Annotated in this window: 11 protein-coding genes; 4 read left to right on the forward strand and 7 right to left on the reverse strand. The window is 60.7% G+C overall.

All coding sequences use genetic code 11. From position 1 onward, the window contains the following. Positions 1–3: 3 nt before the first annotated feature. The 3 genes from atpG to WIF35_RS11410 are packed head-to-tail and all read left to right on the forward strand — an operon-like array spanning position 4 to position 2,759. On the forward strand, positions 4–867 hold the full coding sequence (gene atpG / locus WIF35_RS11400) for a F0F1 ATP synthase subunit gamma (protein WP_412478333.1): 864 nt from the start codon (positions 4–6) through the stop codon (positions 865–867). Positions 868–904: 37 nt separating this feature from the next. Then, a complete protein-coding gene (gene atpD / locus WIF35_RS11405) occupies positions 905–2,308 on the forward strand; it encodes a F0F1 ATP synthase subunit beta (RefSeq protein ID WP_412478334.1) in 1,404 nt (467 codons plus the stop codon). Positions 2,309–2,333: 25 nt separating this feature from the next. Further along, a complete protein-coding gene (locus WIF35_RS11410; RefSeq protein WP_412478335.1) occupies positions 2,334–2,759 on the forward strand; it encodes a F0F1 ATP synthase subunit epsilon in 426 nt (141 codons plus the stop codon). Between the two features lie 67 nt (positions 2,760–2,826). On the opposite strand, the gene WIF35_RS11415 is transcribed toward WIF35_RS11410, so the two are convergent. The 7 genes from WIF35_RS11415 to WIF35_RS11445 all read right to left on the reverse strand — a co-directional run bounded on the left by WIF35_RS11415 (position 2,827) and on the right by WIF35_RS11445 (position 11,179). Then, positions 2,827–3,396 carry an SCP2 domain-containing protein gene (locus WIF35_RS11415; protein ID WP_412478336.1) on the reverse strand — a complete coding sequence of 190 codons (570 nt, stop codon included), beginning with the start codon at positions 3,394–3,396 and terminating at the stop codon, positions 2,827–2,829. 13 nt (positions 3,397–3,409) lie between these two features. After that, complete coding sequence (gene ubiE, locus WIF35_RS11420; RefSeq protein ID WP_412478337.1) at positions 3,410–4,147, reverse strand: bifunctional demethylmenaquinone methyltransferase/2-methoxy-6-polyprenyl-1,4-benzoquinol methylase UbiE; 738 nt, start codon at positions 4,145–4,147, stop codon at positions 3,410–3,412. Between the two features lie 4 nt (positions 4,148–4,151). Then, positions 4,152–4,571, reverse strand: coding sequence for a gamma-butyrobetaine hydroxylase-like domain-containing protein (locus WIF35_RS11425; RefSeq protein ID WP_412478338.1), 420 nt, complete (start codon positions 4,569–4,571; stop codon positions 4,152–4,154). A 62-nt stretch (positions 4,572–4,633) separates the two neighbouring features. Next, complete coding sequence (locus WIF35_RS11430) at positions 4,634–6,238, reverse strand: hypothetical protein (protein WP_412478339.1); 1,605 nt, start codon at positions 6,236–6,238, stop codon at positions 4,634–4,636. 15 nt (positions 6,239–6,253) lie between these two features. Beyond that, positions 6,254–6,682 carry an HIT family protein gene (locus tag WIF35_RS11435; RefSeq protein WP_412478340.1) on the reverse strand — a complete coding sequence of 143 codons (429 nt, stop codon included), beginning with the start codon at positions 6,680–6,682 and terminating at the stop codon, positions 6,254–6,256. A gap of 106 nt (positions 6,683–6,788) precedes the next feature. After that, a complete protein-coding gene (locus WIF35_RS11440) occupies positions 6,789–10,664 on the reverse strand; it encodes a DUF3683 domain-containing protein (RefSeq protein WP_412478341.1) in 3,876 nt (1,291 codons plus the stop codon). 95 nt (positions 10,665–10,759) lie between these two features. Further along, entirely contained in the window at positions 10,760–11,179 is a 420-nt protein-coding gene (locus WIF35_RS11445) for a YqaA family protein (RefSeq protein WP_412478342.1), read from the reverse strand. Positions 11,180–11,218: 39 nt separating this feature from the next. Here WIF35_RS11445 and ilvA point away from each other — a divergent pair, with 39 nt between their 5' ends. Further along, a complete protein-coding gene (gene ilvA / locus WIF35_RS11450) occupies positions 11,219–12,751 on the forward strand; it encodes a threonine ammonia-lyase, biosynthetic (RefSeq protein ID WP_412478343.1) in 1,533 nt (510 codons plus the stop codon). Positions 12,752–12,800: the final 49 nt, after the last annotated feature.

A 12,800-nucleotide genomic window follows, 5' to 3' on the forward strand; every position in this document is an offset into this window, starting at 1 on the left:
GCCATGCCTAGCGGCAAGGAAATTCGCAACAAGATCAAGAGCGTAGAGAATACGCGCAAGATCACCAAGGCCATGGAGATGGTGGCCGCATCCAAAATGCGCAAGGCGCAGGACCGGATGCGTGCTGCTCGTCCCTACGGCGAAAAGATCCGGCGCGTTGCTGCAAATCTCTCCAATGCTCTGACCGAGTACAAGCATCCGTTCCTCGACAAGCGCGAGACGAAATCGGTTGGCGTTGTGCTGGTGACCTCGGACAAGGGTCTGTGCGGTGGCTTGAACTCGAACGTCCTCCGTCTTGTGTTGAGCAAGATGAAGGAATTCGACGCCGCCAAACAAGGCCTCCAGGCCACTTGCATTGGCAACAAGGGTTTCGGCTTCATGCAGCGTGCCGGCGCCAAAGTGGTGTCGCACGTCGTCGGACTCGGCGATACGCCGCATCTGGAAAAGCTGATCGGTCCGGTCAAGGTCCAACTCGACGCCTACATGAATGGCGAAATCGACGCGCTGTACATTGGCTACACCCGCTTCATCAACACGATGAAGCAGGAACCGGTGTTCGAACAGTTGCTCCCGCTTGCTGACGAGACCGTCAAATCGTCTCATCAAGCTGGTTGGGACTACGTCTACGAACCGGATGCCAAGGCCGTTATCGACGACCTGCTGATTCGTTACGTCGAAGCGTTGATCTATCAGGCAGTGGCCGAAAACATGGCTTCCGAGCAGTCCGCTCGTATGGTCGCCATGAAGTCCGCTTCCGACAACGCCAAGAACGTCATCGGCGAACTCAAGCTGGTCTATAACAAGGCCCGTCAGGCCGCGATTACGAAGGAACTTTCGGAAATCGTGAGCGGCGCTGCCGCCGTCTGACGCTAAGCGCGAAGATTTTATTTTTGGGGATTTGAATATGAGTCAAGGTTCAATCGTTCAGTGCATCGGCGCCGTTGTGGACATCCAGTTCCCGCGCGACGCGATGCCGAAGGTTTACGACGCACTCAAGCTTGACGCTTCCGAAGAAAACGGCATGGTTGAAACCGGCCTGACCTTCGAAGTTCAGCAACAGTTGGGTGACGGCGTGGTCCGTACCATCGCCATGGGTTCTTCCGATGGCCTGCGTCGCGGCATGAAGGTTAACAACACCGGCGCCGGTATTTCCGTACCGGTCGGCATGGGTACCCTGGGTCGCATCATGGACGTGCTGGGTCGCCCGATCGACGAAGCGGGTCCGATCGATTCCAACGAGCTGCGCGTGATTCACCAGCCGGCTCCGAAGTTCGACGAACTCTCTTCCTCCGTTGATCTGCTGGAAACTGGCATCAAGGTTATCGACTTGATCTGCCCGTTCGCCAAGGGCGGCAAGGTCGGTCTGTTCGGTGGCGCCGGCGTCGGCAAGACCGTCAACATGATGGAACTCATCAACAACATCGCCAAGCAGCACTCGGGTCTGTCCGTGTTTGCCGGCGTGGGTGAGCGTACCCGTGAAGGTAACGACTTCTATCACGAAATGAAGGACTCCAACGTTCTCGACAAGGTCGCGATGGTGTTCGGTCAGATGAACGAGCCGCCGGGCAACCGTCTGCGCGTCGCGCTGACCGGCCTGACCATGGCCGAGCGTTTCCGTGACGACGGTCGTGACATCCTGTTCTTCGTCGACAACATCTACCGTTACACCCTGGCCGGTACCGAAGTGTCCGCGCTGCTCGGTCGTATGCCTTCTGCCGTGGGCTACCAGCCGACGCTGGCCGAAGAAATGGGCCGTCTGCAAGAGCGTATCACCTCGACCAAGGTCGGCTCGATCACCTCCATCCAAGCCGTTTACGTGCCTGCCGATGACTTGACCGACCCGTCGCCTGCCACCACCTTCCTGCACCTCGACTCCACGGTCGTGCTTTCGCGTGACATCGCCTCGCTGGGTATCTACCCGGCAGTCGATCCGCTCGACTCCACCTCCCGCCAGCTCGATCCGCAGATCGTTGGTGAAGAGCATTACTCGGTCGCTCGTGCCGTGCAGATGACCCTGCAGCGCTACAAGGAACTGCGTGACATCATCGCGATTCTGGGTATGGACGAACTGTCGCCGGAAGACAAGCTGGCCGTGTCCCGTGCTCGTAAGATTCAGCGCTTCCTGTCGCAGCCGTTCCACGTTGCCGAAGTCTTTACCGGTTCCCCGGGCAAGTTCGTTCCGCTCAAGGAAACCATCAAGGGCTTCAAGGGTATCTGCGCCGGCGAATACGATCATCTGCCGGAACAGGCCTTCTACATGGTCGGCGGTATCGAGGAAGTTATCGAAAAGGCCAAGACCCTGCAGTAATGCAGAGTCCGCATAGGAGCCAGCAATGGTTATGACTGTTCATTGTGATGTCGTCAGCGCCGAAGAATCAATCTTCTCCGGCCTGGTCGAAATCGCGGTGTTCCCCGGCGAAGCCGGGGAGCTTGGCATCCTGCCGAAACATACCCCGCTGCTGACTCGCATCAAGCCCGGCACCATTCGTCTGAAGGTGCAGGACAAGAGCGAGTTCGAACTGGTTTATGTTTCCGGCGGCATGCTGGAGGTGCAACCCGACATGATCACCGTGTTGGCCGACACCGCCATCCGCGCCCACGATCTGGACGAAGCCAAAGCGCTGGAAGCCAAAAAGCGTGCCGAAGAAGCTCTGGCCAACCGCCAGGCCGAAATGGACTACGCTGCTGCCGAGGCCGAACTGGCGCAAGCCATCGCCCAGCTGCAAACCATCCAGCGTCTGCGCAAGCACACGCACTAAGCTTTCACAGGCAAACAAAAAGGCAGCTTCGGCTGCCTTTTTTATTTTCCGTTAGCGGGGCTTGACGCTAAAGCCTGGCGATCCGTTTTTCCAATTGGCTCAAGGCATCGTTCAGTTCGGCCATCTTGGCCGAGAAATCGGCCATCTCGGTTGCCGAAACGAGTAGCCCGGATTCTTCGCCCAGATACTCGGCAATATTGCCGGCAGCTTTTCGCGTGCTCTCGCGTATTTGCGAAACGGCATGTGTCCCGAATTTATGCGCCCGATGAGCCACGATATCGCCGAACACCACAGCGAGATCCGCCTCGGCGTCCCACTTCAGATTGCGGAAAACGAAGCCGATGACTTCGGCGAAATCGGCCTGGCCAGAGATTCTTGCGCTGCCAAGTATCCGCTGTGGATCGCTCACGGCCAGCACCGGTGTATCCGCGGGGAGCGTGATGCTGACAGTGGGCGGCTGCTCGCTCGATCTCTCGGTGAATTTCCCCGTGCCGTCGATCGCCATGCCAACTTCGAATTCGCCGAAATATACCGCCACCTGCCCACCGGCAAAGGGGCGTAGTCTTTCGGCGGCCCAGCGCTCCTGGCTGGCCACATGATTCAAGGCCTTGATCAGTGCCGAGCCGAAAAACGACATTGCCAAAAAGCTCTCAGAACTTGTAGCCGCGATGCAGGGCAACCACACCGAGGGCGAGGTTGAAGTACTCGACATTCTCCAAGCCTGCCGTCTCCATCATGCCCTTGAGTTCTTCCTGGCCCGGGTGCATGCGGATGGATTCCGACAGATAGCGATAGCTATCCGAATCGTTCGTCACCAATTTGCCGATACGCGGGATGACGTGGAAGGAATAGAAATCATAAGCCGGTGCCAGCGGCTTCCAGACTTGCGAGAACTCGAGCACCAGCAAGCGGCCGCCGGGACGTAGCACACGGCGCATTTCGGCAATCGCTTCATCTTTGTGGGTCATGTTGCGCAGGCCGAAGGCCACGGTCACACAATCGAACCAGTCGTCGGGGAAGGGCAGCTTTTCGGCGTCGCATTGCGCCACCGGCAGCATGAAGCCCTTGTCGAGCAAGCGATCGCGGCCACGGGCCAGCATGGCGTTGTTGATGTCGGTGAGCCAGATCTGTCCGCTCTTGCCAACTTTCTTGGCGAAAGCCAGCGACAGATCGCCAGTGCCACCCGCCACATCGAGCACGCGCGAGCCTTCGCGGACGCCGCTGCGCTGGATGGTGAAGGCCTTCCACAGGCGATGCAGGCCGCCCGACATCAAGTCGTTCATCAGGTCGTAACGGCTGGCGACGGAGTCAAACACATCGGCGACACGCCGGGCCTTTTCGGTCTCGGCAACGGTTTCGTAGCCGAAGTGGGTAGTTTCTTTGGTCATGATCTCAGTGGTGGCCGCAGCTACCGCCCGACTTCGGGCGGCTGGTGGTATCGATATCGCGGGAGAGTCCCTGGCTTTCGAGCTGATTCAGATACTCCTGCCACAGTTCGTCGTGATGCTTAGCGAGGTTGTACAGAATGTCCCAGGAGTAAAGGCCGCTGTCGTGGCCATCGGAAAAGACCAGCTTCAAGGCATAGGTTCCGACCGGCTCGATGCCGACCAGATCGACGTTGCGTTTGCCGGTCTGCAAGGTTTCCTGACCGGGTCCATGGCCGCGGGCTTCGGCCGATGGCGTATAGACGCGCAGGTATTCGAAATCGAGGCGATAGGAGTCGCCCCCCTCATAGACTAGTTCCAGGACCCGGGATTTCTGGTGCAGTTTGATTTCGACAGGAATGGGGGTATTTGCTTCGATACCAGCCATGTGAACCTCCTCAACAAGGCCGGTAGTTTACCGCACTCCAGCTTGAGCCGACGCGAACTGGATCAAACCAGCTGGTAGCTGACTCGATCGAAATCGGAACCGCGTTGCAGCACATGGTTCATGCGCAATTGGGCGATGCCTTCTTCCGTGAAAATTTCCAGTATTCGGCTCGCTTGATACATACCGGCCGGCAGGACGATCGAATCCTCTTCCTTGATCGCGGCGACGCCCGGTAACAGGAAAGCGCGGATGAAGCGATCCGCCGTCGTCGTTCCGTTGGCCAAAGGCCGTACACCGATCCCCTTGGGCATGCCCGGCAGCATAGCGATGCCGGCAATCAAGCCGCCCTGTTGTTCCTGCATCAGCCAGCAAACCTGGGCCAGCAGGAAATGCTCTCCGTCATGCGGACAAACGGCAATCAATTGACCATGCGAGATACGCTGCCCGGCCGAGCTGCGGCCGAGACGGAAACCATTGGCCGAATGGTTGATCACTTCCCAGTCATCGACCGGAAAACTGACCTGCGGCTTGATGTTGAGCGACACATTGGGATCGACACGCTCACGGAAGGTGAACAGTTGATCGTACTCACCGCGCGAATACGCCGAGGCCGAATCCGGCTGGGTAAACTCTTTACCAATCACGCAGAAATGCATTGCATCGAAACCAATCGCGACGCGCGCACTGCCGCTGCTGGCAAAACGGCGGAAACGACGCGGCGAAGCCGATTGAGACCACGGCCGCGACAGGTGGCCAAGCAAGGTCATGGCCTGCCCCGAAGTCGCATCGCCCAAACCGAGCTGGGTTGCCGTGATGCGCAGGCGTAGTTGCGACAGCATGTGGTCGATCTGTAGCGCCAGGCGCGTGGTGTCAAGGCGACGAGCGTCGTCGCCCGGTTCCTCGGCTACCGCTGCCGGGTGCATCGGAGCATCCTTCATCAGGTTGACGACGTAGGCCGGAACTTCGAATTCCTGATCGAGGCGGTGCACCGAGACGAGCGGCGACCACATCCCGGCCCAACGCCGGATCAGACCAAGGTCGCGTACGCTGTTGCTGTAGGGGCTGGCGAGATCGACCAGCAATACCGTGGCGTAGGCAGCGCTACAGTGTGTCGCCTGCAGGTTATTCTCCAGCGTGTCCTCGACTGGCGTATAGGCCACGCCCCATTCTTCCGCCGTCTCGTAATATCCATGCAGATCGAGCCAGGCGCCAGCCGGCAGTTCGCGACGGGCGCGATAATGTTCGAGGATGACCATGCCCGCGTAGTACAGACAGCGATGCAGGATAGTCGCCACCAGAACGGAATACTGCGGGTTCTCGGTATCGGGCTCCTCCAGGCGCGCGCACAGCGCGTAGGCCTTTTCCATCTTGCGCCAGGCAGCCACCACTTGCTGGAAGTAATTTTCCTCCTCATCGCCGAGGGGCAGGGCGCGGTTGTGGTAGCGCCGGGCCATTTCGTCCTCGACGAAACTGAGCGGTACCCGTGCCTGTTCGAGCAAACGCAGCAGGATACCGGGATCGGGCGGACTGGCCAGCAAGGCATCGAGGAAAGCCATCAGTTTCTGCTGGGCAACCAAAGGATTGGCCAGCGGCAGGGCATTCAGGTAATCCAGTCCCGACTGCATGTCGGCGAAGGCCAGCGGCGCTTGCACGTTATCGTTGCTCATCCTCATCCTGCCTTGTCAGTGGTTATCCAGTGCGGCCACCAGTGCCTGGGCCAGCGTTTCGTCGCTGACTTCGGTACGTTGGATTTGGCCATCCCGTTGCGGCTTGCCCCAGATCGGCTCCGGGAAGCAGCGATCGTCGGTCCAGCGGGGAATGATGTGCCAGTGCAGATGCGGCACGACATTGCCGAAGCTGGCCAGATTGATCTTATGTGGTTGGAACAATGCGCGCACGACCGACTCGACCGTGAACACGACCTGCATCAACTCGCCGCGCTCGGCGGCTGTCAGGTCGGTCATCTCGCGCACATGAGCCGTCCAGACGACGCGGCAGAAACCGGGGTAGGCCGGATCGGCGACACGGATGACACGGCAGTTCGGCGATTGCCAGAGGAGGGTGCCGCCCGGTTGGCGGCACAATTCGCAGTTCGGATCGACTAGGCTCACGCTTCAGCTCCCTGTTATCCCGATAGGATTACACCAGAGGCTGAATACCGCAAGACTCCCCCGTCAAAAGGGAGTGCTGCGGTGCACGGGCCAAAAAGGCAAAAAATCAGAGCAGGACGCGCTCGATGCCGCCGTTGTTCGCCTTGCCGACGTAATCGGCCATCCAGTTCTCGCCGAGCAGGTGCTTGGCCATCTCGACCACGATGTAGTCTGCCTGTGTTCCGGCATCGTCGTCGTAGCGCGACAGGCCCTGCAAACAGGCCGGGCAGGAGGTGAGAATCTTGACGTCGCCGGCGAAGCCGTCGGCGCGCAATTTCTCCGCCCCCTTCTCGATTTCCTGCTGCTTGCGGAACTTGACCTGGGTGGCGATATCCGGACGCGAGTAGGCGAAGGAACCCGAATCGCCGCAACAGCGATCATTCAGCGGCACATCCTGGCCCATCAGCTTCTTGGTCACAGCCAAGGGGTTGTAGGCCTTCATCGGCGTATGGCAGGGATCGTGGTACATGTAGCGCGTACCGGTCACACCTTCCAGCTTGACGCCCTTTTCCATCAGGTACTCGTGGATATCGAGCAGGCGGCAGCCCGGGAAGATCTTCTCGAACTGGTATTTCTGCAGCTGATCCATGCAGGTGCCGCAGGACACGATGACCGTCTTGATGTCGAGGTAGTTCAGCGTATTGGCGACGCGATGGAAGAGCACGCGGTTTTCCGTCGTGATCTTCTGGCCCTCGTCTTCATTGCCGGACGACGTCTGCGGATAACCGCAGCACAGGTAGCCCGGCGGCAACACCGTGGTCGCTCCGGCTTCGTAGAGCATGGCCTGCGTGGCCAGTCCGACTTGCGAGAACAAACGCTCGGAGCCGCAGCCTGGGAAGTAGAACACAGCTTCCGAATCGGCACTGGCCACCTTGGGATTGCGGATGACCGGGATCACCTTGTCGTCTTCGATGTCGAGCAGGCCGCGCGACGTACGCTTGGGCAGATTGCCCGGCATCGGCCGGTTCATGAAGTGAATGACCTGCGTCTTGATCGTCGGCGCACCGACGCTGGCCGGCGGATGAGCCCGCGTTTCCTGAATCAGGCCAAGCGCCTTCACCGCCTTGTGGGCAAGACGCTGGGCCTTGAAGCCGAAATCCATCATCACGCCGCGCATCAGTTTGACCGTGGCCGGATCCTTGGCTGTCAGGAACGCCATGGATGCCGCCGTACCGGGGCTGAAGCGTTTCTTGTCCTGCTTGCGCAGGAAGTTGCGCATGGCCACCGAAACGTCGCCGAAGTCGATATCGACCGGGCAGGGCTTCACGCAGCGGTGACAAACCGTGCAGTGGTCGGCCACATCGTTGAACTCGTCGAAATGCTTGAGCGAAATGCCGCGCCGGGTCTGTTCCTCGTACAGGAAGGCCTCGACCAGCAAGGAGGTGCCCAGAATCTTGTTACGCGGCGAGTAGAGCAGGTTGGCGCGCGGCACGTGCGTCGAGCAGACCGGCTTGCACTTGCCGCAACGCAGGCAGTTCTTGACCATGTCGGAAATCTTGCCGATCTCCGATTGTTCCATGATCAGCGATTCGGTGCCGAGCAGGCTGAACGACGGCGTGTAGGCATTGCCCATGTCGCCGCCAGGCATCAGCTTGCCCTTGTTGAAGCGGCCTTCCGGGTCGACCTTCTGCTTGTAGGCGCGGAAGGGGCCGAGCTCTTCTTCGGACAGGAATTCGAGCTTGGTGATACCGATGCCGTGCTCGCCCGAGATCACGCCGTCCAGACCGCGCGCCAGATGCATGATGCGCTCGACGGCCTTGTGCGCCGTCTGCAGCATCTCGTAATTGTCGGAGTTGACCGGGATGTTGGTGTGCACGTTGCCGTCGCCGGCGTGCATGTGCAGGGCGACGAAGACACGGCCGCGCAGCACTTCCTTATGAATGGCCTCGATGCGTTCGAGTACCGGACGATAGACCGACCCGTCAAAAATCTTGGTCAGGCGCGCCTTCAGCTCCTGCTTCCACGAAGTTCGCACCGAGTAATCCTGCAAACGGTGGAAGAGCTTGGGATTGGCCGCCTTGTTGGTCAGCTCGCCAGCCACCACGCCATAGGACAGGAAACGCGACTCGGCCTCGGCCAGCGGCATGTCCAGGTTGTCCAGCAACCATTCCCAGCGCAGGCGAACGGCTTCTACGTAATCCAGAGCCGCCTGACGGCGGTCGCCGATCAGGACATCCTTGTCCACGCCTGCGTCGCCTTCATGCAGCGGCAGGTCACCCTTGAGGAACTCGGCCAAGGCATCGCACAGCGCCAGCTTGTTTTGCGTCGACAACTCGATGTTGATGCGCTCGATGCCGTCGCAGTACTCGCCCATGCGCGGCAACGGGATGACCACATCTTCGTTCACCTTGAAGGCGTTGGTGTGGCGGGAAATGGCCGCGGTACGCGAACGGTCGAGCCAGAATTTCTTGCGTGTTTCAGCGTCCACCGCAATGAAACCTTCGGCGGCGCGCAGGTTGCACATGCGCACGACTTCCGAGGCAGCGGCCATCACGGCGGTCTCGTCGTGACCGACGATGTCGCCGATCAGCACCATCTTCGGACGCCCGTGACGCTTGGCCTTGGTCGCATAGCCGACAGCCTTCACATAGCGCTCGTCCAGGTGTTCCAGGCCAGCCAGCTGCACGCCCGCCGCATGGCCGGCACCACCCGGCTTGAAGTAATCGGTGATTTCGACGATGGCCGGCACGGCTTCGCGCACCTGACCGAAGAACTCCAGACAGACCGTGCGCGAAATCGGCGGCATCTTGTGCAGCACCCAGCGCGCCGCGACGATGATGCCGTCGGTGCCTTCCTTCTGCACCCCCGGCACGCCGCCGAGGAACTTGTCGGTGACGTCCTTGCCCAGACCGACCTTGCGGCAGGCCGCGCCCGGCATGGTCAGGATTTCTTCCTTGAGCAGTTTCTTGCCGGAAGGATCGAAACGCTTCAGGCGGAACTCGACCTTCTCCTGCTCGTGGATCTTGCCGTAGTTGTGGTTCAGGCGCTCCACTTCCAGCCAGTTGCCGTCCGGATCGACCATCTTCCACCAGGCCAGGTTGTCGAGCGCGGTGCCCCACAGCACGGCCTTCTTGCCGCCGGCGTTCATGGCGATGTTGCCGCCGATGCAGGAAGCCGAAGCCGAGGTCGGGTCGACCGCGAAGACGCGGCCCGCGGCCGAAGCGGCTTCCGATACGCGGTCGGTGACGACGCCGGCACCGGTGCGGATCGTGGCATAGGGCTCGTTGTGGCCGGGCAGGACGATTTCCTCGACCGGTCCCAGGTCAATCAGCTTCTCGGTGTTGATCACGGCCGAGTAGGGCGTCAGCGGCACGGCGCCGCCGGTGTAGCCGGTGCCGCCCCCACGCGGGATGATGGTCAGGCCGGCCTCGATACAGCCGCGCACCAGATGGCCGATTTCTTCCTCGGTATCCGGATAGAGGACGACGAAGGGATACTCGACACGCCAGTCGGTCGCATCCGTCACGTGCGAAACACGGGCCAGGCCATCGAAAGCAATATTGTCCTTGCGCGTGTGCTTGCCCAGCACCTTCTGCACCTTGCGGCGCAGGTCGATGGTTTCACCAAAGCGGGCTTCGAAACGATTGACCGCCTGATGGGCAGCCTCGACCAGGCGTTTGACCTTGGCCGCACGCTCCGCATCTTCCGTTTCGCTCTCGGCGCGGCGCTTCTCGACTTCGCTCAGGCGATGACGCAGGGCATTGACCAGCGCTTCGCGCCGTTCGCGATTGTCGAGCAGATCGTCTTCCAGATACGGGTTGCGTTGAACCACCCAGATATCGCCCAGCACTTCGTAGAGCATGCGGGCGGAGCGGCCGGTGACGCGCTCGCTGCGCAGTTCGTCGAGCACGGCCCAGTTATCGGCGCCAAGCAGACGGATGACGATCTCACGATCGGAAAACGACGTGTAGTTGTAGGGAATTTCGCGCAAGCGGGCAGTCATTGGAGCAGCCAGAGTCCGTCAAAAGCAGGATTTTATCGTATCGCGACGCGACACGCGGGGCCGGTAGACGGGTTTTAGGTGCAATAGGTTCAGTTTTAGCTCGCCAGATAGACAATCAGGCCATAGCGGGCGAACTTGCCGAGGGCGATGAATAGGCAACAGGGCAGCCAATGGAAGCGTAGCCAGCCTGCCGCCAGACACAAGGCATCGCCGACTAAGGGTAGCCACGAGAAGAGCAGGGTGGGGCTACCCCAGCGCTCAAGTCTTTCCTTGTGCGGCAGGGTTTCCAGCCGTTGCCACTTGGGCAGGAAACGACCGCACCACCACGACACCATGCCGCCGCCGGTGTTGCCAAGGGTGGCCAGGAGTAGAGCGAGGCCGGCCTGCTCGGGATGCAGGCGCAGGAAAGCCCAGAGCAGTGCCTCCGAGCCGCCGGGCAGCACCGTTGCCGAGAGAAAACTCGCCAGAAACAGGCCGGCCAGCCCTTGTTCCGCCGTGACGTTTAGCCACTCCACCCGTAGAATCCCTCTTTTGCCTTTATCAAGTTGCGCATCATGCACCCGGATTATCTCGAAAAAGTTCTGAACGCCCAGGTTTACGACGTGGCCATCGAATCGCCGCTCGAACTGGCCGGCAACCTGTCGAGCCGAGTGCATAACCGAATTTGGTTGAAGCGCGACGACATGCAGCCGGTGTTTTCCTTCAAGCTCCGCGGGGCGTACAACAAGATCGCCAGCCTGTCGGCCGAGAAGCTGAAGCGCGGCGTGATCTGCGCCTCGGCCGGCAACCACGCCCAGGGCGTGGCCCTGTCGGCCAACAAGATCGGCTGCCGGGCAGTGATCGTGATGCCGGAAACGACGCCGGCGATCAAGATCGATGCCGTACGCCGGCGCGGCGGCGAGGTCGTGCTCGCCGGATCGTCCTACGACGACGCCTACGCCAAGGCCGTCGAGTTGGAAAAGGCCGAGAAACTGACTTTCGTCCATCCCTTCGACGACCCCGAGGTGATCGCCGGGCAGGGCACCATCGCCATGGAAATCCTGCGCCAGCATCGGCGCCAGGACGGCCCCATCCACGCCATCTTCTGCGCCATCGGCGGCGGTGGGCTGGCTGCCGGCGTCGCAGCCTACATCAAGCGCCTGCGCCCCGAAATCAAGGTGATCGGCGTGGAAACCTTCGACGCCGATGCAATGAAGCGCTCGCTGGCTGCCGGCAAGCGCGTCCGCCTCGATCAGGTCGGCCTGTTCGCTGACGGCACGGCGGTCAAGATGGTGGGCGAGGAGACCTTCCGCGTCTGCAAGGAGTATCTGGACGAAGTCATCCTGGTCGATACCGATGCCATCTGTGCGGCGATCAAGGATGTGTTCGAGGATACCCGCTCCATTCTTGAGCCGTCCGGCGCGCTGGCCGTGGCCGGGGCCAAGGAATACGCCCGCCAGCACAAGCTGAAGGAAAAGAACCTGATCGCCGTGACCTCCGGCGCCAACATGAATTTCGACCGTCTGCGCTTCGTTTCCGAGCGTGCCGAATTCGGCGAGCAGCGTGAGGCCGTGTTCGCCGTGACGCTGCCGGAGAAACCCGGTGCCTACAAGAAGTTCCTGGCGCTGATCGGCAACCGCAACGTCACCGAGTTCAACTACCGCTATCACACCGCCAGCGAAGCCCATGTCTACGTCGGCGTGCAGGTGGCCGACCGCAAGGAATCGCTGAAGCTGGTCGAAAGCCTGCAGAAGCACGGTTACCCGACGCTCGACCTGACCGAGGACGAGATGGCGAAGAACCACGTTCGCCACATGGTCGGCGGGCATGCTCCGGCCGTCTGTGAAAAGGGCATGAAGGAGTTGATCTATCGCTTCGAGTTCCCGGAGCGGCCGGGCGCGCTGATGAACTTCCTGAACCAGATGAGTACCGGCTGGAACATCAGCCTGTTCCACTACCGCAACCACGGCGCCGACTACGGCCGCGTGCTGGTCGGCATGCAGGTGCCGCCGGGCGAGATGAGCGAGTTCAAGGCCTTCCTGAAGAACCTCGGCTATGCCCACTGGGACGAGAGCGCCAACCCGGCCTACAAGCTCTTCCTCGGCTAAGCGCCGCCTCGGTTTTTGCCCTTTTTGGCCGGTGCACCGCAGCACCGGC

Source organism: Azonexus sp. IMCC34839, assembly GCF_047047955.1.
Classification (GTDB): Bacteria; Pseudomonadota; Gammaproteobacteria; order Burkholderiales; family Rhodocyclaceae; genus Azonexus.